The following is a 25,308-nucleotide window of genomic DNA, read 5'->3' on the forward strand; positions in this document are numbered from 1 at the left end:
ATGTGGACACTGACCAACCCCCGGCCACGCCGCACAGGTTGAAGATCAAGTTAGGCGCGGTGCAGTTGATCACCGGCTCGGGTGATGACCAGCTCCGGCACCACGGTCTGCGCGGACAGACGAGTCAGGCTCATCACCAGTTCGGCCACGTCACCTGCCGTGATCATCTTCTCTGGCGGGATCCGGTTGTGGACCCAGGCGCTCATGTCCGTGTCGACGTAACCCGGGCTGACTGCGGTGGCCGTCACTCCGGCGTCAGAGGCTTCTACATTGATCGACCGGCACAACGCGCCGAGTGCCGCTTTGGATGCTCCGTAAGCGGCCAGGCCGGGCTCGGCGTACACACCGGTGATGGACGAGATCGCAATGATCTTGGCGCCGTTCCTCGCGTCCTGGGCAGCAGTGGCGCGCATGAGCGGCATGAGCTCGTGGACCAGGGTGTAGGGGGCCCGTACGTTGACCGCGATCTGCTTGTCGAAGCGGCGCAGGCCGACCGTCTCGATCGGACCAGCCGTGCCGACGCCAGCCGCCAGGACCAACGCGTCCAGCCGGTGGTAGGCCGCCACGTGCGCGTGGGCGACGCGCAGTACGTCGGCCTCCACCGCCATGTCGGCTGACTCGACCCGCACCTGGACGTCATGGCAACGCAGCGCGTCGGCGACTTCTGCCAGGCGTTCGGCGTTGCGGGCGCAGATCGTCAGGTCGTGCCCCGTGTGGGCCAGGCGCTGGCAGATGGCGCGTCCGATGCCACCGGTGGCACCGGTGACCAGCGCCACCGGACGGGACGGCGGTGTCGGTGTCACGATGGCCTCCCGACCTGCAGCGCACGCAGACCACCGGCCACCAGCTCGGGTACGGCTGCTCCCACGGTCTCGAAACCGTCTCCGACCGTGAGCCCGTGGCGGTATCGGGCGTGGATGCCCTCGGCGATGACGGCGATTTTGAAATAGCCGAGGGCGAGGTAGTACTCGAGCCGCCCCAGGTCACGACCGGAAGCGCGGGCGTACCGTTCGGCCAGACTCTGCACTGACGGCATCCGCTCGCTCACGCTGGCCGCCGAGCCCACGAGCACCGGCTCGAACGCCGGATCCCGGTAGACCAGGTGTAACCCGAGGTCCGCCAGGGGGTCACCGAGGGTTGCCATCTCCCAGTCCACGACCGCTCTGACCGTCGCGATGTCCTGCTCGTCGAGGATTGTGTTGTCGATGCGGTAGTCACCGTGGACGACCGAGGCGCCGCTTTCGGCCTGCCCATCCTCGGCGAGCTGGCCACGCAGCTTCTCGATGTCGGTCAGCTCGCGGGTGGTCACCCGCTGCCACTGGCTGTACCAGCGGTCCACCTGCCGGCGCAGATACCCTTGCGGGCGCCCGAAGTCGGCCAACCCGATGTCCCGGTAGGGCAGGTCGTGAAGCCGTGCCAAGCCGTCGATCAGCGTGAACGCGCATCGTTCGACATCACCGTCGTCGTGCCGGCTGAGATCCGTCCGGCTCCGCAGTACCTGGCCCGCGACGTGCTCCACGACGGAGAACGGCACGCCGATGACCGAGACGTCCTCGCACAACGTCACCGGTCTGGCGACGGGGACGCCGGTACCGTGCAGGGCGGCTACGACCCGGTATTCGCGGCTCATGTCGTGCGCGGACGGTGTGAGTCCACCGAGGGGAGGCCGACGCAGCACCCACCGGGCGTACCCGTCGGTCAGCAGGTAGGTGAGATTGGACCGGCCGCCGTGCAGGATTTCGGCCTCGACCGGGCCACGCACCTCGGGAACGTGCTCGGTGAAGTACCGCTGCAATGCCTCCAGCGGGAGGCCTCTGGGTTGGCTGCTCACGCCGGGGTCGCTCCGTCCGAGTTGGCCCGGCGTAGTGCCGAGAGTGCGATCGACCATCGGTGTACCTCCGAGGGGCCGTCGTAGATCCGGAACGGCCGTACCTCACGGAGGAAACGGCTGAGCGGGACATCTCCGGACATGCCGAGCCCGCCGCAGATCTGCATCGATCGGTCCACCACCCGCCACACCGCTTCCGCCGTGAAGGTCTTGGCGATCGAGGTCGACTGCTTCCATGGCCCGTTGGTGTCCAGATCCCAACAGCCCTGCATGATGAGTGCGCGGGCGGCGCTGATGTCGATCTCCGAGTCGGCGATCATCCCCTGTGCCATGCCGAGATCGCCCAGCCGGGATCCGAAGAGGCGCCGGTGTGCCGCGTACCCCAGTGCGATGCTGTGGGCTCGTCGGGCGATACCGAGCCAGCGCATGCAGTGGGACAGCCGGCCGGGACCCAGGCGTACCTGCGCGTAGCGGTAGCCCGCACCTACCTCGCCCAGCACGGCCTCGTCGGGTACCACACATCCGTCGAAGACCACCTCGCAGTGGCCGCCGACGAAGCTCTGGTCGATGGTGTCGAGGTGACGTCCGACCCGGATGCCGGGGTTGTCGGCGTCCACGAGGAACATCGTGGCGCCGTCGCGGTCGCCCGGCTCGCCTGAGGTGCGGGCCATGCAGATGGCAAAGGCCGCCCCGTCGGCCCCGGTCGTGAACCACTTGTGCCCGTCGATCCGCCAGCCGCCGGAGACCTTGGTCGCCCTGGTGGCGAGAGCCGACGGGTCCGAGCCGGCACCCGGGCTCGGCTCGGTCATGGCGAAACAGGATCTCACCTGGCCGGCCGCCAGCGGCCGGAGGTAGCGCTCCTTCTGGTCGACGGTGGCGATCGCGTCGAGCAGGTGCATGTTGGCCTCGTCGGGGGCGGCGATGTTGAGCGCCAGGGGCCCGTACAACGACCAGCCGGCCTCCTCGAAGACCACGGCCCGGCTGCGCATGTCGAGCCCGTGACCGCCGTACCGCGCGGGTACGTGCGGTGCGAACACCCCTGCCTGGCGGGCCGCCTCCTGTAGCTGGAGTCGCAACCGCTCGCCGTCGGCGGCGAGGGCGTCGGCGTGGTGCTCCTCTTCCGGCACCACCACCTCGCGGACGAATGTGGCGGTCCGTCGAGCCAACTCCTCGACGTGGGGCTCGTGGTTCAGCGTGATGGCCAAGGGGGGCTCCTGACGTCGCGGCGGATCCCGTGGAGCGCGGGTGGCTAATGATGATTAGCCTTCTTGATAGCAAGGACCTCGGTTGGTGGTCAAGAGACATGCTCAGGTAGTGTCCTGTATCCCATAATCAGCATTAGCCGCTCGATTCCTAAGGGAGGTTGACCGCATGGCGGGCACGCGGGACGCGCAGATCTTCGAGGCCGCCCTTCGCCTGTTCGCCGAGCGCGGTTACCGCGCCACCACGATGGCCGACATCGGCGACGCCGTCGGCATCCGGGGCCCCAGCCTGTACAAGCACGTCGGTTCCAAGCAGGAGATCTTGGCTGGAATCATGACCGCGACGATGGATCGTCTCCTGGCCAACCATCACGCCGCGGTAGCCGACTGTGCGGACGTGACCGAGCGGCTGCGTCGCGCCACCGAGTCCCACGTCCGCTTCCACGTCCGGCACCGGCTGGAGGCGTTCGTCGGGACCCGCGAGATCTCCAGCCTCGACGAGCGCAACCGCCAAGGCGTGGTTGATCAGCGGGCCCGGTACGAGCGCGCATTCCGCGACCTCATCGAGGAGGGCCGCGGTTCAGGTCACTTCCGGGTGTCGTCGGCGAAGCTCGCCTCCTACTCGATCCTGGACCTCGGCATGGGCACCTCCGTGTGGTACCGCGAGGGTGGGGGTCTGACCGAGGACCAGGTCGTCTACCAGTACGGCGAGTTCGCGCTGCGGCTGGTCGGCGTGCGGACAGCCGACGATGCCGCGACCGCACACCTGATGCGATGACCGGCCGGCAGTCTGCCGGTGTCGGTCAACCAGCGGTCGCCACCGCACTGACCGGCTCCGCCGACACCAGCAGCTCTCGCCGGCCTACCGGCGAGGGCCTCGCGACTGGCCGCCGTGGCGGGGCTGTCATGCCGGATTCGGCACGGCATCACCGTCGAGGCGGGCGACGGCCGGCGGATTCGATACGTGCGTCCGGCGGTTGGCGGAATCCGGAATTTTCTGGTCCGGCGCCAGGCCGCGAACCAGGTAACTCCAGAACTGGTACGCGACCTCGCGCGACCGGAGCGCACCACGAGGCTCGTACCACTGGTAGGCCCAGTTGCACATGCCGTAGGCGGCGAAGGAGGCGAGGCGGACGTCGACGTCGCGGAACACCCCGCTGCCGATCCCGTCGGTGAACACCTGGAGCACCATGTCGTCATAACGCTGGCGCTTCTCCCGGATGTTGTCCTGAGCTGATGCCGGCAACTCACGGAAGTGTTCGAAGAACACCCGCACGTGTCCGCGGTGTGTCTCCATCAGTTCGAGGATGTCGGCCATGACCTCCAGGAGAAGTTGGTCGGGCCCGAGCCCGGCGCCGAGTCGCCGCTGATGACGGGAGACCAGCAGCTCGATCAGCTCGTCGTGGATCCAGTGCAGGATTTCGTCCTTGCTCTGGAAGTAGTGGTAGAGCGTCGCCTTCGCCACGCCGACGACCTCCGCGATGTCGTCCATGGTCGTGCTGGCATAACCGCGGTCGTCGAACAGGTTGGCCGCGGTGTGCAGGATTTCGCGCCGGCGCTCCTCGGCGGTCATGCGGCGCCGCGCCAGTCGATTGGCCGACGCCGCCCTGGTGCCCGGGGGCGTACGGCTGTCCGATCTCTTCACCAGCCACTCCTACCGACTTCGATCTCTGGCTCTCAGGCTAGACCGACTGGTCGGGTGTGTCGACCCGCCGCTGGTTCTGAGCCGAGTACCCGCAGGTCGTGCCATGGTAGCGCGGTGCGACTGCAGAACCCTTGACACCTCCGGCAGGCCATCCCTACTGTGCGACGAAACAGCAAACCGACCGACCAGTCGGTCGGCACGGTCCGCCGACAGGGAGGACACGATGGTCACGCGTGATGTGCGTCGCCGGCTGTACCGGGAGATACTGCGCGTCGCCCTCTGGGAGGGCCGGCTGTTGCGCTTCATCGAGGAGGGCCGTACCTCCGGCTTCTACCACGCCGGTCGCGGTCAGGAGGCGACAGCGGTCGGTGCGACCGCGGTCCTCCGCCAGGACGACTACCTGCTCTACGACCACCGCGGCATGGGGCATGCCATCACCAAAGGAGTACCGATCGACCGCCTCTTCGGCGACTTCCTCGGTACCACGCAGGGCACCACAGGCGGTCTGGGCGCAGGAATCGTGCACATCGCCTGGCCCGAGGTGGGAGTGCTCGGCCAGAGCGGCACCCTTGGCGGTTCCTTTCCCATCGCCGCCGGCGCCGGCCTCAGTATCCGACACCGGAACACCGACCAGGTCGTCCTCTGCTTCTTCGGTGACGGGGCCGCCAACCGGGGCACCTTCCACGAGGCCGCCAACGCGGCGGCGCTGTGGAAACTGCCGGTGATCTGGCTGTGCGAGAACAACGGCTACGCCGTCTCCGTTCCCGCCGCCGAGGCGCTCAGCGTGCCGCAGGTCGCCGACCGTGCCGCCGCCTACGGCATGCCGGGCGAGGTCGTCGACGGCATGGACCCCGACGCCGTCTACACCGCCGTCGCCGCCGCGGTCGACCGGGCCCGGGCCGGTGCCGGCCCGACCCTCATCGAAGCGATGACCTACCGCTTCCGTGGTCACTACGAGGGGGATCCGACGAACTACCGCACGGCGGAGGAACTCGCCGCCTGGCAGGCGCGCGACCCGCTGACGACGTACCCCGAACGGATGCTCCAGGCCGGTGATGCGACCAGGGAGTGGCTGCAGGCCACGCACGACGAGGTTGCGGCCGAGATCGAGGAAGCCGCCACGGTCGCGCTCTGCGGCGAGAAGCCCGGCCCCTCCCGCATCCTCCAGCACGTGTACGCCTGAACGGAGCTTGATAAATGCCGATCATGAGCTACGCGAAGGCCATCCGCCGGGCCATCGACGAGGAACTGGAGCGCGACGACGCGGTCTTCGTGATGGGCCAGGATGTCGGAGCCTTCGGCGGCGTCTTCGGCGTCACCAAGGGACTCCAGGCCAAGTACGGCAAGCACCGGGTCTTCGACACGCCCATCTCGGAGAACTTCCTCGTCGGTGGTGGCGTCGGAGCGGCACTCACCGGCACCCGGCCGGTGGTCGAACTTCAGTACGCGGACTTCATCGAGGTCGCGATGGACGAGGTGTACAACAAGGCGGCCAAGTGGCGGTACATGCACGGCGGCCTGTTCACCGTGCCGCTTGTCATCCGGGCACCGGAAGGCGCGGCCAACGGCGCTGGGCCCGAGCATTCCCAGTGCCCGGAAGGTCTGCTGCTGTCCGCCGCCGGCCTGCACGTGGTGACGCCGGCGACCCCGGCCGACGCCCTTGGCCTGTTGAAGAGCGCGATCCGATCCGACAACCCCGTCGTCTTCCTCGAACACAAGGGGCTGTACGGCCTGAAGGGCGAGGTGCCGGACGGCGAGCACCTGGTGCCGATCGGGGTGGCCAACACCGTACGCCCGGGCCGCGACGTCACGGTCGTGGCGTGGACCTCCATGGTGCACCGGGCGACGGCCGCCGCCGAGCAGTTGGCGGCAGAGGGCGTGGAGGTGGAAGTGATCGATCCGCGGGGTGTTCGCCCGCTGGACACCGAGACGATCCTGGCCTCGGTCCGCCGTACTGGACGGCTGGTCGTCGGTAGCGAGGCACCCGCGGCCGGGGGAGCCGCCAACGAGGTTGCCGCCTTGGTGGCCGAGGCCGCGATCGAGTACCTGGCGGCACCGGTGACCAGGGTCTGCGGCAAGGACATTCCGCTGCCGCAGAGCGCGGATCTGGAGCAGTTGGCCATACCGACCACCGACGACTTCGTGGCGGCCTGCCGTCGCGCCATGGGCTGACGAAACGGAGGACAGGATGCACAAGCTGTTCCTGCCCCGGCTGGGGCAGACCATGGAAGAGGGGCTGCTCGTCGCGTGGCTGGTCGAGCCGGGGCAGAGCTTCGAGGCGGGCGACGACCTTTACGAGGTGGAGACCGAGAAGGTCACGGCCAGCGTGCAGGCGAGCCTGCCGGGTCGAATGCTGCGAATACTCGTGGAACCGAACAGCACGGTGCCGGTCGGCGCGTTGATCGCCGTGGCGGCCGACCCCGCCGATCCGGACACCGTGGCCGAAGCCGCTGTCGACGATCTCATCGCGGGGCGGGCGTCGGCACCGGCCACCGGTGAGCCCGGTCTGGCCGGCTCGCCGTCGGCGCCGGTCGATGCCCCGCAGACAAGCCTCCCGCGTACCGGACCGGTCCGGGCGATGCCACGCACGCGAGCTCTGGCCCGTCGTCTGAAGGTGGACCTGAGCGACGTCCCAGGCACGGGCCCGGACGGTCTGGTCACCGAGCGGGATGTGGAGTCGCACGCCCCGGCATCCGTCGCGGCGCAGCCGTCTGCGTCGCCGGTCCCTGCCCCGTCGCCGGTCCCTGCTCCGCCGCCTGTCCCTGCGCCGTCGCCTGCCGCTGCGCCGCCCCGATCCACGAGCGTCCCTGCCCGCCCGGGTGCACCGCGCATCCGCCAGCGGATGCCGCTGGCTCCGATCGCCCGACGGATGGCGTCCGTGGTGACGCGCAGTTGGACGGAGATTCCCCAGTTCAGCCAGGGTGTCCAGGTCGACGCGACCGCCCTGCGCCGCCGCCGCGACGGGTTGCGCGAGCGTACGGGACTGCCGATCGGGTTCAACGACCTGATCCTCGATGCCCTGGTGCGCAGCGTGGGGGAGGTGCCGGAGGCGAACGCGAGTTTCGAGGGGGACGACGTCGTCATGTGGGGCGACGTGAACGTCTCCATCGCCGTGGACACGCCCTCGGGACTGCAGGTTCCGGTCCTGCGGTCGGCCCAGGAATACACGATCAGTGGTCGTGCGAGGCGGCTGCGTGAACTGGTGCAGCGGGCCCGGGCTGGTGATCTCGGCCTGGCGGACGTCAACGACGGCACGATCACCCTTTCGAACCTCGGCATGTACGGCGTCGACCACGGCACTCCGCTGGTCACGCTGCCGCAGGCATGCATCGTCTTCGCCGGTGCCGTTCGTGACGTGGTCACCGCGGTGGACGGTGCCATCGCGGTACGGCCGTCGCTCACCGTCACCTCGGCGTTCGACCATCGGGTACTCGACGGCGCTACCGCCGCGCGGTTCACCGGCGTCCTGCGTCGCAATCTGGAGTCCGAGACTGATCCCTAACCGACCGAATGGTCGATTGCAGCCCCGGGATCCCGTCACTGCCCCTACTGGCAGACACCACGCTCCACGCGGCGACAGTCATACGTCAGCCGCTGATCGTCCAGGTCAGGACGGTCGATCACGCACAGATCGTTGACGACGCCGAAACCGCGAATTTACGATCCGACACAGTTCCACCGACTGGTCAGTCGACTCGTAGCGCGGCGAGGACGAGCGGAAGGACCGCAATGGCAGACCTCAAGGCCCTGGCCACCGCACAGTGTGACGCCTGGAACGCACACGACCTGGAAGGCTACCTCTCCTACTTCAGCGACGACGCCGTCTACACCTGCCCCGGCCGCGTGATCAGGGGCAAGGACGCCATCCGTTCGTACATGCTCACCCTGACCGAGGCATTCCCCGACGAGAACCTCACGTACAAGCCGTTCGTGGCCGAGGGCGACACCGTTGTCATGCGGTTCGAGGCGCGGGCGACGCACTCGGGGGTATTCCGGGTCAGCCCACGCCGCCAGCTCGCCCCGAGCGGCCGCAGCTACCTCCTCGATGTCGTCAGCATCGCCACCTTCGACGGCGACAAGATCGTCAAGCTTGAGGACTTCTTCGACCTGTACGACTTCGCGTTCAAGCAGATGCAGTTCCCCCTCCCGACCTCCGCCGCCGCACGTTGACCTAACCTGGAGGAAGACGATGACCCGCTTCACGGAACACCGCCGCTACCGGCGTGGATCGGTCCGGATCAGGCTGGCCGGCGCGGCCACTCTCGCAGCCGCCTTGTTGCTCAGCGCCTGCTCCGGTTCGGCGGTCAGCGGCGGTAACGGCGACTCGGGGTCGGCCTACCCCGATCCCGGTATCACCGACACCGAAATCAAGATCGGCGTCACCTACCCGTTTTCCGGCCCCGTCTCCGCCTACGGTGATCAGTACAAGGGCGCGGAGGCGTACGTCAGGTACGTCAACGAGGTCCAGGGCGGCATCCAGAGCGCCGACGGCAAGACCCGCAAACTGGTCGTCGAGGCACGCGACGATCAGTACGACCCCGGCAAGTCACTTGAGCAGGTCCGCAGACTCGTGGAGTCGGACAACGTCTTTGCGATCAATGGTGTGGTGGGCACGCCGCCGAACTCGGCGATCGTGGAGTACCTGAACAACGCCGAGGTGCCGCACCTGTTCGCCGCCACCGGTGCGACGAAGTGGGGAGCCCAACCCGACGTCTGGCCGTGGACGGTCGGCTTCCAGCCGGCCTACTCGCTGGAGTCGACCGCCCTCGTGCAGCACCTTGAGCAGGCGGACCCCGACGCCACCGTGGCGATCCTGTACCAGAACGACGACTACGGCAAGGACTTCCTCGCCGGATTCGAGTGGGCTGTCGAGCAGTCCGACTCGAACATCAAGATCGTGGCGAAGGAGTCGTACGAGACGGCCGACGCGAGCGTCGACTCCCAGATGGCCCGCCTCGCCGCCAGCAACGCCACCGTCGCCAACCTGATCACCACGCCGAAGTTCGCGGCACAGGCACTGGTCAACCTTGCCCAGTCGAGCTGGGATCCGCAGACCACCCTGCTGCCCAGCCCATCCGCGTCGATCTCGGCGACGATCGAACCGGCCGGCTTCGACAAGGCCCAAGGTGTCATCACTGCGCTCTACTTCAAGGACCCTGCCGATCCGCAGTGGGAGGCCGACGAGGGGATGCGCGAGTACAAGGACATCCTGACCAACTACGGATCCGTGCAGAACCTCAGCGAGAACATGCCGGTGCACGGTTTCATGCACTTCTACGCCCTGGTGGAGGCGCTGAAACTGATGGAGGAGCCCACCCGCCAGGGGCTGATGGACGCCGCCCTGAGCATGTCCAACATCCAGCACCCGATGCTGATCCCGGGCAGCAGCATCAACACCACTCCCGACCACCGATTTCCCGTTGAATCCCTGCAACTCATGAGGTTCGAGGGGGAGAAGTGGGTCTCTCTCGGCGGGCCTCTCAATCTGCAGGGCCGCACGCCGAAACTCACCGTCGAACAGCTTTCCGGTCAGTAGACCGGGACCGGTGTGGCGCCGCAGGGCGCCGCACCGGTAGCCGGTGGCCGCACCGCCCGAACCTGTTTCCGGTCGCAACCACGACGGCGAAGGAGAGACATGACCGACCAGCTGCTCGCCCGACGAAGCGAGCCCGAGGCGGGGAAGAACACCCTGCTAGAGGTCTGCGACGTCGGTATCCGTTTCGGCGGCTTGCGTGCACTGCACGACGTCAGCTTCACCGTGGGCCGCGACCAGGTTGTCGGGCTCATCGGACCGAACGGTGCCGGCAAGACGACCCTGTTCAACGTCATCACGCGGGCCTATCGCGCCGACACCGGATCGGTCCGGTTCGACGGCGTCGATCTGCTGACCCGGCCGGCACACCAGATCGCGCAGCTCGGCGTCGCCCGTACGTTCCAGAATCTGGGACTGGTTCCCGCGCTCGACGTGCGCGGGAACGTGCTGCTCGGCGCCAACGCCCGCAGCCGACACGGCGTGATCAGCGCCGGGATCGGGTTCACTCGTACCGCCCGGCGTGAACGTGAGGCGCGGGAGCGTACCGAGATCGTGCTCCGCGACCTCGGGCTCGCCCAGGTTGCCTCGCTGCGCCCGGACGCCCTGCCGTTCGGCACACTCAAGCGGATCGAGCTGGCTCGTGCCATCGCCGCCGAGCCGTCGCTGCTGATGCTCGACGAACCGGCGAACGGTCTGTCCGCGGCCGAGGTCGACGAGTTGTCCGACCTCATCCGAACGCTGCGGCGGACCTACCGGCTCACCATCCTGCTGGTCGAGCACAACATGCGCATGGTGATGGATCTGTCGGACCACATCGTCGTACTGAACTTCGGACAGGTGCTCGCGCAGGGGACACCGGCCGAGATTCGTAGCGACGACGCCGTCGTGTCGGCCTACCTCGGCGAGTCGTCGGCCCGGGACGGGGGTACGTCATGACTCTGCTCGAACTCAGCGACGTGACGGCCGGATACGGGGGGCGCAACGCCGTGCGGGACCTCAATGTCCGTATCGCTCCCGCCGGTCGGGTCGCCGTACTCGGCGCGAACGGGGCCGGGAAGTCCACTCTGCTCCGGGCGATCAGCGGACTGATCGACGTCACCGGCTCGATCCGCTTCAACGGCGAGGAGATTCGAGGTCGCCGACCGCAGGAGATCGTGTCCCGTGGCGTGGCGCACGTGCCGGAGGGCCGGGGCACGTTCGGCCAGCTGACGGTCGAGGAGAACCTGACGGTCGGCGCCTTCACCCGCAAGGACGGCGAGGTGGCCGAGGACATCGACAAGGTGTACGGCTACTTCCCGGTGCTGCGGGAGCGGCGGCGGCAGAAGGCAGCCGCGCTCAGCGGTGGGGAGCAGCAGATGCTCGCCATCGGCCGAGCGCTCATGCTGCGGCCGAGGCTGCTGCTGCTCGACGAACCGTCGCTCGGCCTCGCCCCCAGGGTGACCGCGGATGTGTTCGCCATCCTCCGGGAGATCCACGGCGATTCGGGCGTCGGGATTCTGGTCGTGGAGCAGAACGCCGAGCTGGCCCTCGCCTTCGTCGACCATGCGTACGTGCTGGAGACCGGGCGGGTCGTCGCCGCCGCCACATCCGACGAGCTGCGTGGCGACGCGCACCTCCGCCGCGCCTACCTGGGGTACTGACATGGAGCAACTGGCAGAGCAGATAGTGTCCGGGATCGGCAACGGAGCAATCTACGCGTCGCTGGCCGTCGCGCTCGTGCTCGTTTTCCGCTCCACCGGCGTGATCAACCTCGCCCAGGGTGAGATGGCGATGTTCTCCACCTTCGTCGCCTGGCAACTGACCGCGATCGGGCTGAACATCTGGCTCGCCTTTCTGATCACGGTCGTGCTGTCGATGGCGGCCGGCGCCGGGATCGAGCGCGTGCTGATCCGCCCGTTCCGCAAGCGCGACGAGCTGACCATCATCATCGTCACACTCGGCCTGTTCCTGATATTCAACAGCCTGGCGGGCTGGATCTGGTCGTACACGATCCGGCCGTTCCCCAGCCTGCTCCCGGATGGAACCCTCGACATCGGGCCGGTACGGACCTCGATCGCCACCCTCGGGACGCTGGCGATCGTGCTCGCGGCAACATTCCTGCTCTTTCTGCTGTTTCAACGCAGCAAGGTGGGCCTGGCCATGCGCGCGGTGGTGGACAACGGCACCTCCAGCCAGCTGGTGGGCATCCCGATCGGCGCGGTGCTCAGTCTCGGCTGGGCGTTGGCTGCGGGAATGGGGGCGATGTCCGGGATTCTGATCGCTCCGAAGCTCTTCCTCGAACCCCACATGATGTTCGGCGTGCTCATCTACTCCTTCGCCGCCGCAACCCTGGGCGGCTGGGACAGTCCGATCGGCGCGGTGATCGCCGGGCTGCTGGTGGGTGTCGGCCAGAATCTCGCCGCCACCTACATCCCGTGGATCGGCTCCGATCTCACGATCGTGTTCGCCCTGGCCATCATCCTGGCCGTCCTGCTGGTGCGCCCGGCCGGACTCCTCGGTTCGAAGGAGGTGGCGCGGGTATGAGCGCCTTTCCGATCGTCGTCAGTCCACGTCGGGCGCGCCATGTCACCCGCGCGGCGGTCAGCGTCGTGCTCCTGGTCGCGCTGGCGATTCCGTTCTTCATGACGGCGTTCAGCGTGTTCCAGGTCAGCCTGATCCTCGCCCTGGCGATCGGCGTGCTGGGGCTCAACCTCCTGGTCGGCTACGGCGGGCAGGTCTCGCTCGGACACAGCTTCTTCATCGCCGTGGGTGGTTACACCAGTGCGGTACTCATGGCCGACCACGGCTGGAACTTCTTCGCGACGCTCATTCCGGTCGCCCTGTTCTCGGGCGGGGCCGGCCTACTGCTCGGCTTTCCTGCACTGCGGCTGCGGGGTCTGTACCTCGCGCTGGCCACCCTGGCGTTGGCGTTGTCGACCGGGCCGCTGCTGCGGCGCTTCGAGGGGCTGACCGGCGGGGTTCAAGGTGTCATCGTGCCGACTCCTGACTGGCTGCGTGACAGCCCACTGGGCAAGGACGCGAGCGTCTACTACATCGTCCTGGCGGCGATGCTGCTGGTGACCTGGCTGGTATCGCGGATCACCAGCGGTTACAGCGGGCTGGCCCTGGCCGTCATCAAACAGAACGAGATCGTCGCGCGCAGTCAGGGCGTCGACACCGCCCGCTGGAAGACCGCCCTGTTCGGCACGAGCGGTATGCTCGCCGGCCTCGGTGGTGCCTTCTACGTGCTCGCGATCGGCTTCATCGCGCCACAGTCGGTAGGCGTGATGCTGTCGATCTTCCTACTCGCGGGTGTCGTCATGGGCGGCCTGGGTTCGGTCTGGGGTGCGCTTTTCGGCGCGGCGATCGTGCACCTCCTGCCGCAGTACGCCGCGGATGTCAACCAGGGTCTGTCCGGAATGGTGTTCGGCGTCGCCATCATCGCCGTGATGTTCCTGATGCCCGGTGGCTTCGTTCAGCTGTTCCGAACCGCGCTCGGGAAGCTCGTCCAGGTACGGGACGAGGCGAGATCCGCCGAGGAGGAGATGGGCAATGCCGGCAACCTGGCTGACGCGCGGTCCGGGTGACCTGCTGACCGCGCTCGACGACAACGCGGAGCACCGCCCCGACCACCTGGCGGTCCAGTGGCGGGGACGCAGCCTCACGTACGCCCAACTGGCCACCCGCACGCGTCAGGTCGCCGGCGCCATGGCGGCCGACGGCATCGCCGCCGGACACCGGGTGGCCGTGCTCGCACGCAACCGGGTCGAACTGGTCGAGGTCTACTTCGCCGCCCTCGTGCTGGGCGCCGTGCCGGTGGTGCTCAACTGGCGCCTGGCGACGGCGGAGCTTCGCGCCATCGTCGAGGACGCCGAGGCGAGGCTCGTCGTCGTGGATCCGCAGGTGCCGTCCGCGGACGGCCTCGTCGACCCGACGCGCGACGGTCCCGCGATCGTGCTGTTGGCCTCGACCATGGGCAACGAGATGGCGTCGACGCGCGGGCGCGACTACGACACGTGGGTGGGCGAAGCTGTGCCGATCGCGGGTCGGAGCAACTCCGACCTCGACGACACCTGCGTGCAGCTCTACACCTCCGGCACCACCGGACGACCCAAGGGGGTCCTGCTCAGTCACCGCAACATGTGGTCATTGCTCAGCGGCGCGCACGAGGACTGGCGGGTGATGCCGGGCTCGGTCCTGCTGTGCCCGCTGCCGGCCTTCCACATCGGCGGGCTTGGCTGGATCCTTGTTTCGGTCGCCCGGGGTGCCACCGTGGTGCTCCTCGAGGAGGCTCGGCCGGATCTGATCCTACGGTCGATCTCCGCGCACGGCGTCACCCACGTCATCCTGGTGCCCGCTCTGATGGCCTCCATCGTTGAGCAGCAACTCCGGGATCGCCTGGACATCAGGGCGCTGGAGATCATCGTGTACGGCGCCTCGCCGATACCACGTAGTCAGCTGCGGGAGGCTCTTGAGGTCCTGGATGCGGACTTCATCCAGGCCTACGGGATGACGGAGAGCTGCAGCTCGATGACCCAGCTGGGACCGGAGGCGCATCGGGAGGCGGCCGGGCAGCCCGAGCCGGCCGAGGGCGAGCCTGATCTGCTGCGCTCCTGCGGGCGTCCGCGCCGAGGCATCGAGCTGTCGATCCGCGCACTGCACGACGGCACCGAGTTGCCTGTCGGTGAGGTGGGCGAGGTCTGGGTGCGTAGTGCCCAGGTCATGGCCGGTTACTGGCGGCGGCCCGAGGAGACGGCGGCGGTGCTGATGCCCGGGGGGTGGCTGCGGACGGGCGACATGGGCTACTTCGGGCCTGACGGCCATCTGTATCTCTGCGACCGCGTCAAGGACATGATCATCTCTGGTGGCGAGAACATCTTCCCCGCGGAGGTGGAGAGCGTCCTGCTCGACCACCCTGCCGTGGCGGAGGTGGCCGTGATCGGGGTCCCGAGCCAGCGTTGGGGTGAGCGGCCCAAGGCTTACCTCGTGTTGGTGCCGAGCGCGGCGACGCCCGATCTGAACGACATCCGCGCCTTCTGCCGGGCAAGGCTCGCGAGCTTCAAGTGTCCTGACGAGATCGAGGTCGTGCCGACGCTGCCCCGCAACGCCTCCGGGAAGCTGCTCAAGAAGGAGTTGCGGAGGCTCGTCACCCCCAAGCTTACCGACTGGCCAGTCGAGTAGCATCCGGTAGCAGCTCAGAAGGGCAGCGACAGTGGGTTTAGTCATTGACCGTGAATGGGCTTGGCCAGTACGGTCGACCGACCAGTCGGTTGGGAGAAGATGATGAGCACTGAGAAGCTCGGCCCGTACCGTGTGCAGATGAGCGCTGAGGGTGCCACCCTCAGCTCCGCCCAGTGCGGAGCGTGCCCCCGATGTCGGGTCGGCGATCCGGCCCACTGCACCTCGACGACCACCGCGCGCACCGACCGCAACGGGCCACCGGTCGCGTCGGCGCCGCTGCTGCTCGACGCCATCAGCGTCGTGGACATGGTGCTCGTCAGCGGAATGCCGCTCGGCGCGGTGCAGGTACGCACCCAGGACCGCCGGCGCGCCGCCGCCGTGTGCGACCTCGTACGTACCGTCGTGGCGGATGTCCTGCCGGGCGAGGCGTCCCGGGACGAGTGGATCGCCCGCGGACGGCCGGGACGCGCGGACGTGGTCATCGATCTCGACGGGGATCTCGCGTGGGCCGCTGCCACGGTACGCCGTGGCGGTGCCGCCGGTGTGCCAGGCATCGCCCGGACCATGCCCACGCCGACGACGATCGTGCAGCGGGAGATTCGGCTGCTGCAGCGCCGGGACCTGATGAGCGCGTGGGAACTACTCGCCGCCGGCCTGATCGGAAGGGATGCGTCATGAGTAGGGACGAGGCGCCGGTAGCCGTCGTCACCGGTGCCGGCCGGCCGGGTGGAATCGGCCAGGAGATCGCAGCCGGATTGCTGGCCGACGGCTACCGGGTGATCGTGTCGGACCTCGCCACACCGATGAGCTCACACCCCGACTACGAGTCCGCCACCGCGACGATGCTCGACCGCACGGCCAGCGGACTCGCGCAGACGACCGGTGGCGACGTCCTAGCCGTGCCCTGTGACGTCCGGCGCGCGGCGGAGGTCGACGCGTTGTTCGCCGCCGCCGTCGACACGTTCGGGCGACTCGACGTGGCCGTGAACAACGCGGGTCTCGCGGTCGGTCTCACCGACGTGGTCGATCTCAGCGAGGCCGACTGGCGACTCAACCTCGACGTGATGGCCACGGGCACCTTCCTGTGCAGCCGGGCCGCGGCGCGCATCCTCGTCCGGCAGGGCCGCGGCGGCCGGATCATCAACATGGCCTCCCAGGCGGGCAAGACCGGCCAACCCTCGATGGCCGCCTACACGGCCGCGAAGTTCGCCGTCCTCGGGTTCACCCAGAGCCTTGCTCACGAGTTGGGGTCGCACGGTGTCACCGTCAACGCGGTCTGCCCGGGCACCGTGCTCACGCCGCTGCTCGACGTCAAGGGAGGCGTGTTCGAGACCTACCCCAAGCGGTTCGGGATCGATCCCGAGCGCTACAAGACCAAACTGCTCCGGCAGATCCCGCTCGGACGCTTCGCGGTGCCGGGCGACATCGCCGACATGGTGCGGTTCCTCGCCTCGCCACGGGCGGCCTACGTAACGGGAGAGTCGATCAACGTGACCGGCGGTCAGGAGATGCATTGAGCGGGTATCGGCAGGCGGTGTTCCGTGCCGCAGGCGCGGTGGAGATCGTCGAGGTGCAACGGGCCGAACTCGGCCCGCGGGACGTGCTGCTCCGGGTGACGGCGTGCGGGGTCTGCGGCTCCGACGTCGGGAGCTACCTGCACGGTCACTATGTGAAACCGGGCCAGGTCATGGGTCACGAGATGGCCGGGCGGGTGATCGCCGTCGGCGCCGAGGTCGAGTTGGGGCCCGGGACCCTCGTCGCGGTTCGTCCCCTGCGGACCTGCGGCAGATGCTGGTACTGCGCACGAGGTGACGCACACCTGTGCGGCCGCAGCGCGGCCCGCAGCCTCGCCTACGGACTGGCTGGCGGCTTCGCCGAGGAGGTGCTCGTACCGGACGCCGTCATCGGCCGCGACGTCGTGCCGGTGCCCGAGCACGTCGATCCGGAGGACCTGCTCTGGGCGGAGCCTCTGGCGGTCGCGATCCGCGCGATCACGCTCTCCGCGGCGTCCGCCGGCGATCAGGCGCTGGTGGTCGGTGCCGGATCCGTCGGACTGTGCGTGATCGGCGCGCTCATCGCCGGTGGCGTGCGCGTCGACGTTGTCGAGCCGCGGCCGGTCCGGCGCGCGGCGGCCGAGGTGCTCGGCGCGAGGACCGTTACCGCGGACGAGGTGGCCACCGGCCGTCACGACGCGGTCTTCGAGGCGTCCGGTGCATCGGGCGGGCTGGCCACCGCGGCGCGTGCGGCCGAGCGGGCACCGCTGGTACTGCTCGGCCTGTCCGACCGGCCCATTCCGGTTGAGGCGGCACACGCCGATCTGCGCGGTGCGTTCGCCTACCTGGATCGCGACTTCCACCGCGCGATCAGCCTGATCGTCGACGGGCGCGTGTCGATGCGCGCGGCGGTGTCGCATCGGTTCCCGCTCGACGAGACCGGAGCCGCCATCCGCGCCAGTGCCACCGACGAGACAGCCGTCAAGGTGCTCGTGGTGCCCACCACCGAGCCAGCCGAACAGCCGCAGCCCTGCGCGGCGTAGGAGGCAACGATGCCCATCAGCGAGCACGCACAAATTCATGGTCACCTCGCGCCACGCGAGACGCTGGCCGGTCCCGGGACGTCCGGACAGGTCGGCTCGGTGCTACGGGCAAGGGGTGTGGCACCCGGGCCGGTACTGGTGGTCGCGGACGCCGCCGTCACCCAGCTCGGTCTGCTTGCCGACCTGCTCACCGGTCTACATGCTGCCGACTTCGTGACCGACGTCTTCGACCAGGTCTCCGGCGAGCCCGGCGAGGCCGTTGTCGACGCCGCCGCCGCCCAGGCCCGCGAGCGGGGCGTGACAGCGGTGATCGGGATCGGCGGTGGTAGCGCCATGGACGCAGCCAAGGTCGCGGCGCTGCTCGCGACCAATCTGGGCGCCGCCGCCGACCACGTGGGGGTGGTGGAGCCGCAGCGGTCGCTGCCGCCGCTGGTACTCGTGCCGACGACGAGCGGTACGGGTTCGGAGGCATCCCGAATTGCGATGGTCACGGTCGGTGGTGTCAAGCGCGTCATCAGCTGCAGCCAGTTCGTGCCCTCGATCGCCGTGCTCGACGAGCAACTGGTGACCGGGCTGCCCAGCACGGTCGTCGCCGCCACCGGCATGGACGCGCTGGCTCACGCGATCGAGTCGATGCTGTCGACGCTCCGCACGCCCTTCACGATGGCACTCAGCGCCCAGGCGATCACCATGCTGCGCGCGAACCTCGAACCTGCCGTCGCGGGCGACGGCACCGCCCGCGGTCGTACGCTCTACGCCGCGCACCTGGCTGGGATCGCGCTCAACGCCGGCGTGGTGCTGGGGCACAGCCTGGCCTACGTGGTGGCGCGGCGTTCGCCGTTGCCGCACGGCACCTGCTGCGCCCTGGCGCTGCCGTACTGCCTGGCCTACAACGCGGCGGTGCCAGCCGAGATCGGCGTACACCTGGCCGAGCTGCTGACCGGCCGGGCCGGTAGCACGCCGGCGGACGCCGCCCAGGAGGTCGCCGCCCTGACCGCCCGTCTCGGACTACCCGGCCACCTGTCGGAAATCGGGATTCGACCCACGGAGGTTGCGCTGATGGCCGCCGAGATCATGCGTGACTATCCGCGGCCCAACAACCCGGTGCCGCTTACCGAGACCGCCGTACGAGATCTTCTGACCCACATGGTCGAAGGAGATCTGAGCGGCGCGTGGGCCTCGTCGCCGACGGTGGTGTCCGCATGAGTACGACCGCGGCGACCGAGATCAGGAACGTCGAGACGCTGGTGGCCGGTGAGTGGCGCGGTGCCACCCAGGGCGCGGATCTGGAGGTCCGCGACCCGGCGGACCTGCGCGAGGTGGTGGCGCGGGTACCGGCCCTGACGGCTACCGACATCGACAGCGCCTATGCCGCAGCCATCCGGGGCGCGCGGGCCTGGGGGCGCACCTCGGGCCTCGACCGGGGTGCGGTCCTGCTCAGGACGGCGAGTCTGCTGCGCGACCGTAGCGCCCCGATCGTCGCCGACCTGGTGCGCGAGATGGGCAAGACGCGAGCCGAGGCGAGCATCGAGCTGACCAAGGCGGCCGACTTCTTCGAGTACTACGGCGGGCTGGCTCGCTCGGCGACCGGGTACAGCCTCAACGACGGCCGGCCCGGCACGACCACCAGCGTGAGGTACGAGCCGGTCGGCGTCGTACTGGCCATCACGCCGTGGAACGACCCGCTCCTGACCCCGGCCCGCAAACTGGCCCCCGCGTTGGCCTGCGGCAACGCCGTGCTGCTGAAGCCCGCCACGGACACCCCGCTGGTGAGCGTGCGGCTGGCCCGCGCGCTTGTGGACGCCGGGCTGCCCGCCGAGGTGTTGTCGGTGCTCACCGGCCGCGGTGCGGACATATCGGCCGCGCTGTTGGACGACCCGAGACTGGCCGCCGTGACCTTCACCGGCAGCAACGAGGTCGGAGCCGCCATCCACGCCTCGGTGAGCGGTCGAAACCTGCGGGTACAGACCGAACTGGGTGGCAAGAACGCCACGGTGGTGCTCGCCGACGCCGACCTGACCCTCGCCGCCGACACCATCGTGGCGGCGGCCTTCGCCCAGGCAGGCCAGAGGTGTACGGCGACAAGTCGGGTGATCGTCGACCGGCGGGTCAGCGCCGGCCTGCTCCAGTTGCTGCGCACCCGGGTCCGCGCCCTCGCGCTGGGGCCGGGCGGCGAGCCCGGAACAGCGATGGGACCTGTGATCAACGAACGGCATCGCGTCGCGGTGCTCGACCACGTCAACGCCGCGGTCGCGGCCGGAGCGACGGTCGCGGAGGGCGGTACGGCACCGGACGGCGAGCGGCTGGCACACGGCTGTTTCGTCCGGCCGACGATCCTCACCGGGGTGACCGCCGACATGGACATCTGGCGCGAGGAGGTCTTCGGCCCGGTGCTCGCTCTGCTGGAGGTCGACGGCTTCGACGAGGCGGTCGCCGCGGTCAATGACTCGGAGTTCGGGTTGGCGGCGGCGCTGTTCACGCGCGACCTGTCCCACGCAAACCTCTTCCTCGACCGCGCCGACACAGGTCAGGTGGCAGTCAACCTGCCCACGTCGGGTTGGGACGTGCACCACCCGTTCGGCGGATTCAAGGCATCGGGATCTCCGTTCAAGGAGCAGGGCACCGAGGCCCTGCACTTCTACTCGCGCGTCAAGACCTGTGCGGTGCGGTTCGCGTGGTGACCTCGCCATTCGATCTGACCGGCCGTACCGTGCTGGTGACCGGCGGCGGGCGTGGCCTCGGTCGGGCGATGGTGCTGGCGGCGGCTGGCGCGGGTGCCCGCGTGGTGGCCGTCGCCCGCTCGGCCGCGGAGCTTGAGGAGACGGCCCTGGCCGGCGGCCCGAGGGTGGTGCCGCTGCGTTGGGACCTGTTGGCCGATGCCGACCAGGCCGGTCACGCGGATGCGTTGGTGGCCGAGGCCGAGCGGCTGGCCGGGCCGGTGCACGGGGTTGTCCACGCCGCGGGTGTGCAGAGCCGGTCACCGGCGGCCCACTTCCGGCCCGAGGAGTGGCGGCGGGTCCTCGCGGTCAACCTGGACACGCCGTTCTTCCTCAGCACGTCGCTGTACCGCGCCCAACGCGCCCGCTCCGCGGGCGGCAGCCACGTCTTCATCGGCTCCCTGGCCAGCGCCATCGGCCTCCGCGACGTCGCGGCGTACGCGGCGAGCAAGAGCGGCGTCCTGGGCCTCACCCGCTCGCTGGCGGCCGAGTGGGCGGCCGACGGGGTACGGGTGAACTGCCTGGCTCCTGGCTACTTCCGGACGGCGCTCACCGCCGACCTGCTCGACGACCAGGAACGGCACACGTGGATCAGGTCGCGGATCCCCATGCGCCGCCTTGGCACGCCGCAGGAACTCGGTGGCGCCGTGGTCTTTCTTCTCGCTGAGGCGTCAACGTACGTCACCGGTCAGATGATTGCCGTAGATGGAGGGTGGCTGGCCGCATGAGTAGCAGGAAGCAGACCGTCGGAGTTGTCGGCGGCGGCATCCTCGGGCTGGCGGTCGCACGGGAACTGCTGCTGCGCCGGCCCGGCACCAGCGTCACGGTCTTCGAGAAGGAGGACCGACTCGCCGCACACCAGACCGGCCACAACAGTGGCGTGGTGCACGCTGGCCTCTACTACCAGCCCGGCTCCCTGAAGGCTCACCTCTGTCGCCGAGGCGCGGGCCTGCTGCGGGAGTACTGCGCCGAGCACACGCTGCCCTACCGGGAACTTGGCAAGCTCGTGGTGGCCCTGGACCGCGCGGAACTGCCGGCGTTGGACCGGATCGAGGACCGGGCGCGGAGCAACGGCGTGCCGGACCTGGCGCGGCTCGACCGCGCCGGCATCGCCGATCGCGAGCCGGCGGTGGCCGGCATCGCCGCACTGCACTCACCCCGTACCGCGGTGGTGGACTTCGCCGCGGTCTGCGAGCGTCTCGCCGCAGACGTACGGCGGCTCGGCGGTCGAGTGCTGACGTCCACCGAGGTACACCGCATCAGACCGGGGGTCGGGCATATCGAGGTGTCGGCAGGTCAGGAACGGTATCTCGTGGGCCGGCTCGTGGTGTGCGCCGGTCTCTCCGGTGACGCGGTGGCGGCGATGGTGCGTGGCCGCGGCGACGCCCGCATCATCCCGTTCCGTGGCGAGTACTACCTGTTGCGGGCTGGTCTGCGTGACCGTGTGCGAGGGCTGGTGTATCCGGTGCCGGATCCGCGCTACCCGTTCCTCGGTATTCATCTGACCCGCCATGTCGACGACGAGGTGCTGGTCGGACCGAACGCCGTTCTCGCCCTGTCCACTCAGGGATACACCTGGCGTGATGTCAGCCTTCCTGACCTGGCACGGATGGCTGTGTGGCCGGGAACGGCCAGGATGGCACGGCGGCACTGGCGCACCGGGATGTACGAACTGGCCGGCTCGCTGTCGCGCCGACGCTTCGCCGGGCGCGCCGCGCGCTACCTACCTGGGCTCACCGCAGCCGATCTGGCGCCGGCACCGGCCGGTGTCCGCGCTCAAGCGGTCTCCCGCGATGGATCTCTCGTCGACGACTTCCTGATCGAGCGGGTCGGACCGATCATGCTGGTCCGTAACGCGCCGTCGCCGGCGGCGACCTCCAGTCTTGCCATCGCCGAACACGTCGTAGCCCAGTTGGAGGACGGCGATGCCTGAGTTCGTGGTGACGGTACCGATCCGGTTCAGCGACCTGGACGTGTTTGGCCACGTCAACCATGTTCGGTACCTGACCTACTGCGAAGACCACCGTACGACGATGCTGCGCTGCCTGGAGCAGGACACGGGGGTGCGCTGGACTGAGGACGGGTTCGTCATCGCCCGGGTCGAGTGCGATTACCTGTTGCCGGCGGCGCTCAGTGACGACACGCTGGATGTCGGCCTCACCGTCGATCACGTCGGTCGAACGTCCGTCCGGGCCACCTACCGACTGCGCCGCAGTCGTGACGGGGCCGAGGCGGCTGTCAGCCGGCAGGTGCTGGTGCTCGTCGATGGCGGCAGGCCGAGACCTGTCACCGATGTCGAGCGCGAGTGGCTGCTCCGGTACGGCGACGTCCCGGACACTGTGGTTTCGTACCGCAGCGAGCGTTGACCCGGTGGACCTGAGCCGATGCCGACGTCACGTCGGCGGTGACGCCGGCATCGGCCGCGCTCGTTACGGGGTGACGACTCGGCCGCCGAAGGTCACGACCAGCCGACCGTCGGAGGCGAAGGACCAGCCCAGAGCGCCGGTGTACGAGGAACACCGGGATCCGTTGGTGCCGGACCAGAACTGGTTCGAGCTGTCGGAGTTGCCGATGATCCGGTCGTTCGAGCCGCCGTTGCACGAGGTGTTGTTGCGGAACACGGAGGAGCCGCCGTCGAAGTTGAAGTTGCGCTCGGCGTTGCCGATGTTTGCGTTGTTCGACACCGTCATCGTGCCGGGGTTGCGGTTGTAGGTGAACCCGTGCTTGCCGTTGTTGTAGGCGATGTTGCCGCGGATGGTGTGGTTCACCGCGATGTCCTCGCCGCCGAGCTTGAATCCGTTGCGGTCACCGTTGCCGGCCTGACCACCGTTGCTCAGAGTGCCGTTGGTGTAGGCGAGGGAGGACTCGATGGTCACCGCGCCGATGGCCCCGGTGTCGCTCTTGGTGTAGAGGTCGTAGCCGTCGTCGATGTTGTGGTGGGCCACCGTGTAACGGAAGACGTTGCCGGGGCCGACGGTGAGCTTCGGGGCGAAACCGTCGGCGTCCTCGCCGTCGGAGTCGACGTTGTCGTGCGACACCGTGCTCACCACGAGGTTGTTGGCGGGCCACTGGTCGCGGGGCGCGTTGGCGACCAGCCGCGAGAGTTGCAGCCCCGAGTCCCGGTTGTGGCGGGTGATCGTACGTTCGATGATGTTGTTGTTGCCGGCCAGCAGGATGCCGTTGTCGCCGGCCCGCTCGACGATGATGCCGCGGATGTGCCAGTACGATCCGCCCACCGCCAGGCCCCGGTTGGCCGGGTCCTCGCTCTGCGCCGAGAAGTTCAGGATCGGGGTCTCACCCGCGTACGCGAAGATGTTCTTGCGTGCGCTCGACGTGCCGTTGTTGCCCTGGGCGATGGTGATGGTCTGCGAGTGGCGGTAGGTGCCGCCGCGTAGGAAGATCGTTCCGCCTGCGGGAATCCGGGTGATCGCGGAAGTGAGCGTCGTCGGGTTCGCGAGCGTGCCGGGCGCGCTGTCGGTGCCGGTCGGCGCGACGTACAGCGTGCCGCTCGACGGCGGGGGCGGGCTGGTCGGTGGGGGCGGGCTCGGTGGCGGGGTGGTCGGCCCGGTCGTCGGTGGCGGGGTCGTCGGCCCGGGCGTCGCACCGGAGGCGTACGTCTCGAACTCGGCGATCCTCGGCGTGCCGCTCGCGCCGGTGATCTCGAAGTTGATCTTTCTCAGCGAGGTGGCGGGGAAGTTGATGACCCCGGCCCCGGCACCACTGGCCAGGGTGGCCCCGGTGTCGTTGTTGACGAGTCGCCAGGAGCCGACGACACCTACCGCGCCGGCCGCCTCCCGGATGTTCACCGACGCCACAGTGGTGGCGGCACCCCACTTGACGGAGATGCGACCGGTCGTGCCGGTCGGCGACCAGTAGCTGCCCATGTCGCCGTCGATCACATTGCCGTAGCTGGTGCCGCTGGCCTTGCTGGAGCCGTCGGCGCCGGCCCCGAGACTGAGGTTCGTCGCGTTGGCGCTTACCGAAGCGGCGGCGAAACCGTCAGCCGAGCCCGACGCATGGGGCACCGGCAGCGCCGAGGCGATGGCGGCTGCGGCGGCCACGGCGGTGCCGCCGGCGAGCAGCCTTTGTCGCACTGTAGTTCTCACTGTTCGTCTCCTCCGGGGAGTGAGCATGGTGCGAGGCTTCTCCTGCGCAGCCCGGCACCGCAGAGTGGCTACATGTTCGTGTCATCAGCCTGGCTATAGAGCGAAACATCGATGTAATGTCAGGCTAGGAAAGCGCTTGCCCAGAAGACAAGCCCAGCGATGTGCAGGTTTGTTGCAGGATTTGGGCAGCCGCTCGTCGAGTCGAGGAGACACGGGCAGCACGGCAGTGCGAAGGAACCGGGATCGTGCCCCACGCCTCACGGCGACTGCGGCGGCTTCGCCTTCTGCGGGTGAACCGTCTCGTGCCGGATCAGCATGGCGATGAATTCGCCGATCTTCCGCTTCCGGGTCTCCGCCCGTTTCGCCGCGTTGAGCCGGTGGATGAGGGCGAACCGGTTGGTCGTGGTGAGTGCCGGCCTCGTCGGGCGCACCTTGGGTCGATGTTTGGCACCGCCCGCCCGAACGGCCTGCCACATCGACCCGCTGGCGCAGGCGGCCGTCAAATGGTGGCACCGGCTTCTCGTACCGCGGTGCCGCTGCCGGCTGGCGCGGTCCGGGCCCGCGACGGAGTTTCCGTCGCG

At 68.9% G+C, this 25,308-nt stretch carries 24 protein-coding genes and 1 pseudogene; 19 read left to right on the top strand and 6 right to left on the bottom strand.

Annotation, left to right across the window (positions count from 1 at the left end):
- Positions 1-50: 50 nt before the first annotated feature.
- From O7597_RS23195 to O7597_RS23205, 3 genes are read right to left on the bottom strand one after another with little or no spacing between them, the layout of a single operon-like run.
- Positions 51-776 (bottom strand): SDR family oxidoreductase, encoded by a 726-nt coding sequence (locus O7597_RS23195; protein ID WP_281580684.1) that lies wholly within the window; start codon positions 774-776, stop codon positions 51-53.
- 23 nt (positions 777-799) lie between these two features.
- Entirely contained in the window at positions 800-1,831 is a 1,032-nt protein-coding gene (locus O7597_RS23200) for a phosphotransferase family protein (RefSeq protein ID WP_281580685.1), read from the bottom strand.
- Positions 1,828-3,033, bottom strand: coding sequence for an acyl-CoA dehydrogenase family protein (locus tag O7597_RS23205; protein WP_281580686.1), 1,206 nt, complete (start codon positions 3,031-3,033; stop codon positions 1,828-1,830). The genes O7597_RS23200 and O7597_RS23205 overlap by 4 nt, the downstream gene beginning before the upstream one ends.
- Positions 3,034-3,199: 166 nt before the next feature.
- On the opposite strand from O7597_RS23205, the gene O7597_RS23210 reads away from it, so the two are divergent.
- The gene (locus O7597_RS23210; protein WP_281580687.1) at positions 3,200-3,808 is read left to right on the top strand and encodes a TetR/AcrR family transcriptional regulator; all 609 of its coding nucleotides are present in this window, start codon (positions 3,200-3,202) and stop codon (positions 3,806-3,808) included.
- 126 nt (positions 3,809-3,934) lie between these two features.
- Here the strand turns inward: O7597_RS23210 and O7597_RS23215 are convergent, their stop codons facing one another.
- The gene (locus O7597_RS23215) at positions 3,935-4,675 is read right to left on the bottom strand and encodes a TetR/AcrR family transcriptional regulator (protein ID WP_281580688.1); all 741 of its coding nucleotides are present in this window, start codon (positions 4,673-4,675) and stop codon (positions 3,935-3,937) included.
- A gap of 223 nt (positions 4,676-4,898) precedes the next feature.
- Here O7597_RS23215 and O7597_RS23220 point away from each other — a divergent pair, with 223 nt between their 5' ends.
- The 18 genes from O7597_RS23220 (at position 4,899) to O7597_RS23305 (ending at position 22,987) form a co-directional block, all read left to right on the top strand.
- Complete coding sequence (locus tag O7597_RS23220; RefSeq protein WP_281580689.1) at positions 4,899-5,858, top strand: thiamine pyrophosphate-dependent dehydrogenase E1 component subunit alpha; 960 nt, start codon at positions 4,899-4,901, stop codon at positions 5,856-5,858.
- 14 nt (positions 5,859-5,872) lie between these two features.
- On the top strand, positions 5,873-6,847 hold the full coding sequence (locus O7597_RS23225; protein WP_281580690.1) for an alpha-ketoacid dehydrogenase subunit beta: 975 nt from the start codon (positions 5,873-5,875) through the stop codon (positions 6,845-6,847).
- Positions 6,848-6,863: 16 nt separating this feature from the next.
- Positions 6,864-8,177 carry a dihydrolipoamide acetyltransferase family protein gene (locus O7597_RS23230; RefSeq protein ID WP_281580691.1) on the top strand — a complete coding sequence of 438 codons (1,314 nt, stop codon included), beginning with the start codon at positions 6,864-6,866 and terminating at the stop codon, positions 8,175-8,177.
- Between the two features lie 227 nt (positions 8,178-8,404).
- The gene (locus tag O7597_RS23235) at positions 8,405-8,845 is read left to right on the top strand and encodes a nuclear transport factor 2 family protein (RefSeq protein ID WP_269740869.1); all 441 of its coding nucleotides are present in this window, start codon (positions 8,405-8,407) and stop codon (positions 8,843-8,845) included.
- A 19-nt stretch (positions 8,846-8,864) separates the two neighbouring features.
- Positions 8,865-10,211: an ABC transporter substrate-binding protein gene (locus tag O7597_RS23240; RefSeq protein WP_269740870.1), complete on the top strand. Its 1,347-nt coding sequence runs from the start codon at positions 8,865-8,867 to the stop codon at positions 10,209-10,211.
- 99 nt (positions 10,212-10,310) lie between these two features.
- Positions 10,311-11,144: an ABC transporter ATP-binding protein gene (locus O7597_RS23245; RefSeq protein ID WP_281580692.1), complete on the top strand. Its 834-nt coding sequence runs from the start codon at positions 10,311-10,313 to the stop codon at positions 11,142-11,144.
- Positions 11,141-11,848 carry an ABC transporter ATP-binding protein gene (locus O7597_RS23250; protein ID WP_269740872.1) on the top strand — a complete coding sequence of 236 codons (708 nt, stop codon included), beginning with the start codon at positions 11,141-11,143 and terminating at the stop codon, positions 11,846-11,848. The genes O7597_RS23245 and O7597_RS23250 overlap by 4 nt, the downstream gene beginning before the upstream one ends.
- Entirely contained in the window at positions 11,808-12,731 is a 924-nt protein-coding gene (locus O7597_RS23255; protein WP_281562272.1) for a branched-chain amino acid ABC transporter permease, read from the top strand. The genes O7597_RS23250 and O7597_RS23255 overlap by 41 nt, the downstream gene beginning before the upstream one ends.
- Positions 12,728-13,774 (top strand): branched-chain amino acid ABC transporter permease, encoded by a 1,047-nt coding sequence (locus O7597_RS23260; RefSeq protein ID WP_281580693.1) that lies wholly within the window; start codon positions 12,728-12,730, stop codon positions 13,772-13,774. The genes O7597_RS23255 and O7597_RS23260 overlap by 4 nt, the downstream gene beginning before the upstream one ends.
- Positions 13,740-15,368, top strand: a complete 1,629-nt coding sequence (locus O7597_RS23265) for a long-chain-fatty-acid--CoA ligase (protein WP_281580694.1) — start codon at positions 13,740-13,742, stop codon at positions 15,366-15,368. Before O7597_RS23260 ends, O7597_RS23265 begins: the two co-directional genes overlap by 35 nt.
- 138 nt (positions 15,369-15,506) lie before the next feature.
- On the top strand, positions 15,507-16,046 hold the full coding sequence (locus O7597_RS23270) for a hypothetical protein (protein WP_281580695.1): 540 nt from the start codon (positions 15,507-15,509) through the stop codon (positions 16,044-16,046).
- Positions 16,043-16,885 carry an SDR family NAD(P)-dependent oxidoreductase gene (locus O7597_RS23275; RefSeq protein ID WP_281580696.1) on the top strand — a complete coding sequence of 281 codons (843 nt, stop codon included), beginning with the start codon at positions 16,043-16,045 and terminating at the stop codon, positions 16,883-16,885. The genes O7597_RS23270 and O7597_RS23275 overlap by 4 nt, the downstream gene beginning before the upstream one ends.
- Positions 16,882-17,904: an alcohol dehydrogenase catalytic domain-containing protein gene (locus O7597_RS23280; protein WP_269740878.1), complete on the top strand. Its 1,023-nt coding sequence runs from the start codon at positions 16,882-16,884 to the stop codon at positions 17,902-17,904. Before O7597_RS23275 ends, O7597_RS23280 begins: the two co-directional genes overlap by 4 nt.
- Positions 17,905-17,913: 9 nt before the next feature.
- On the top strand, positions 17,914-19,110 hold the full coding sequence (locus O7597_RS23285; RefSeq protein WP_281580697.1) for an iron-containing alcohol dehydrogenase: 1,197 nt from the start codon (positions 17,914-17,916) through the stop codon (positions 19,108-19,110).
- Entirely contained in the window at positions 19,107-20,585 is a 1,479-nt protein-coding gene (locus O7597_RS23290; protein ID WP_281580698.1) for an aldehyde dehydrogenase family protein, read from the top strand. Before O7597_RS23285 ends, O7597_RS23290 begins: the two co-directional genes overlap by 4 nt.
- On the top strand, positions 20,582-21,349 hold the full coding sequence (locus O7597_RS23295; protein WP_281580699.1) for an SDR family oxidoreductase: 768 nt from the start codon (positions 20,582-20,584) through the stop codon (positions 21,347-21,349). Before O7597_RS23290 ends, O7597_RS23295 begins: the two co-directional genes overlap by 4 nt.
- The gene (gene lhgO, locus O7597_RS23300; protein WP_281580700.1) at positions 21,346-22,554 is read left to right on the top strand and encodes an L-2-hydroxyglutarate oxidase; all 1,209 of its coding nucleotides are present in this window, start codon (positions 21,346-21,348) and stop codon (positions 22,552-22,554) included. Before O7597_RS23295 ends, lhgO begins: the two co-directional genes overlap by 4 nt.
- On the top strand, positions 22,547-22,987 hold the full coding sequence (locus tag O7597_RS23305; protein WP_281580701.1) for a thioesterase family protein: 441 nt from the start codon (positions 22,547-22,549) through the stop codon (positions 22,985-22,987). Before lhgO ends, O7597_RS23305 begins: the two co-directional genes overlap by 8 nt.
- Positions 22,988-23,050: 63 nt before the next feature.
- Here O7597_RS23305 and O7597_RS23310 read toward each other — a convergent pair whose 3' ends face one another.
- Both O7597_RS23310 and O7597_RS23315 read right to left on the bottom strand, forming a co-directional pair.
- Positions 23,051-24,727: a right-handed parallel beta-helix repeat-containing protein gene (locus tag O7597_RS23310; protein ID WP_281580702.1), complete on the bottom strand. Its 1,677-nt coding sequence runs from the start codon at positions 24,725-24,727 to the stop codon at positions 23,051-23,053.
- 257 nt (positions 24,728-24,984) lie between these two features.
- A pseudogene (locus O7597_RS23315) lies at positions 24,985-25,137 on the bottom strand (YdeI/OmpD-associated family protein); the annotation flags it as partial.
- Between the last annotated feature and the right edge of the window lie 171 nt (positions 25,138-25,308).

Source organism: Verrucosispora sp. WMMC514 (assembly GCF_027497295.1).
GTDB classification, from domain to species: domain Bacteria; phylum Actinomycetota; class Actinomycetes; order Mycobacteriales; family Micromonosporaceae; genus Micromonospora; species Micromonospora palythoicola.

What these genes read in the sequence shown, in the direction of transcription:
- O7597_RS23245 (WP_281580692.1), top strand. Translation starts at nt 10,311, where the DNA reads ATGACCGACCAGCTGCTCGCCCGACGAAGCGAGCCCGAGGCGGGGAAG.
- O7597_RS23220 (WP_281580689.1), top strand. Translation starts at nt 4,899, where the DNA reads ATGGTCACGCGTGATGTGCGTCGCCGGCTGTACCGGGAGATACTGCGC.
- O7597_RS23250 (WP_269740872.1), top strand. Translation starts at nt 11,141, where the DNA reads ATGACTCTGCTCGAACTCAGCGACGTGACGGCCGGATACGGGGGGCGC.
- O7597_RS23260 (WP_281580693.1), top strand. Translation starts at nt 12,728, where the DNA reads ATGAGCGCCTTTCCGATCGTCGTCAGTCCACGTCGGGCGCGCCATGTC.
- O7597_RS23275 (WP_281580696.1), top strand. Translation starts at nt 16,043, where the DNA reads ATGAGTAGGGACGAGGCGCCGGTAGCCGTCGTCACCGGTGCCGGCCGG.
- O7597_RS23285 (WP_281580697.1), top strand. Translation starts at nt 17,914, where the DNA reads ATGCCCATCAGCGAGCACGCACAAATTCATGGTCACCTCGCGCCACGC.
- O7597_RS23230 (WP_281580691.1), top strand. Translation starts at nt 6,864, where the DNA reads ATGCACAAGCTGTTCCTGCCCCGGCTGGGGCAGACCATGGAAGAGGGG.
- O7597_RS23265 (WP_281580694.1), top strand. Translation starts at nt 13,740, where the DNA reads ATGCCGGCAACCTGGCTGACGCGCGGTCCGGGTGACCTGCTGACCGCG.
- O7597_RS23290 (WP_281580698.1), top strand. Translation starts at nt 19,107, where the DNA reads ATGAGTACGACCGCGGCGACCGAGATCAGGAACGTCGAGACGCTGGTG.
- O7597_RS23305 (WP_281580701.1), top strand. Translation starts at nt 22,547, where the DNA reads ATGCCTGAGTTCGTGGTGACGGTACCGATCCGGTTCAGCGACCTGGAC.
- O7597_RS23210 (WP_281580687.1), top strand. Translation starts at nt 3,200, where the DNA reads ATGGCGGGCACGCGGGACGCGCAGATCTTCGAGGCCGCCCTTCGCCTG.
- O7597_RS23270 (WP_281580695.1), top strand. Translation starts at nt 15,507, where the DNA reads ATGAGCGCTGAGGGTGCCACCCTCAGCTCCGCCCAGTGCGGAGCGTGC.
- O7597_RS23235 (WP_269740869.1), top strand. Translation starts at nt 8,405, where the DNA reads ATGGCAGACCTCAAGGCCCTGGCCACCGCACAGTGTGACGCCTGGAAC.
- O7597_RS23240 (WP_269740870.1), top strand. Translation starts at nt 8,865, where the DNA reads ATGACCCGCTTCACGGAACACCGCCGCTACCGGCGTGGATCGGTCCGG.
- O7597_RS23225 (WP_281580690.1), top strand. Translation starts at nt 5,873, where the DNA reads ATGCCGATCATGAGCTACGCGAAGGCCATCCGCCGGGCCATCGACGAG.
- lhgO (WP_281580700.1), top strand. Translation starts at nt 21,346, where the DNA reads ATGAGTAGCAGGAAGCAGACCGTCGGAGTTGTCGGCGGCGGCATCCTC.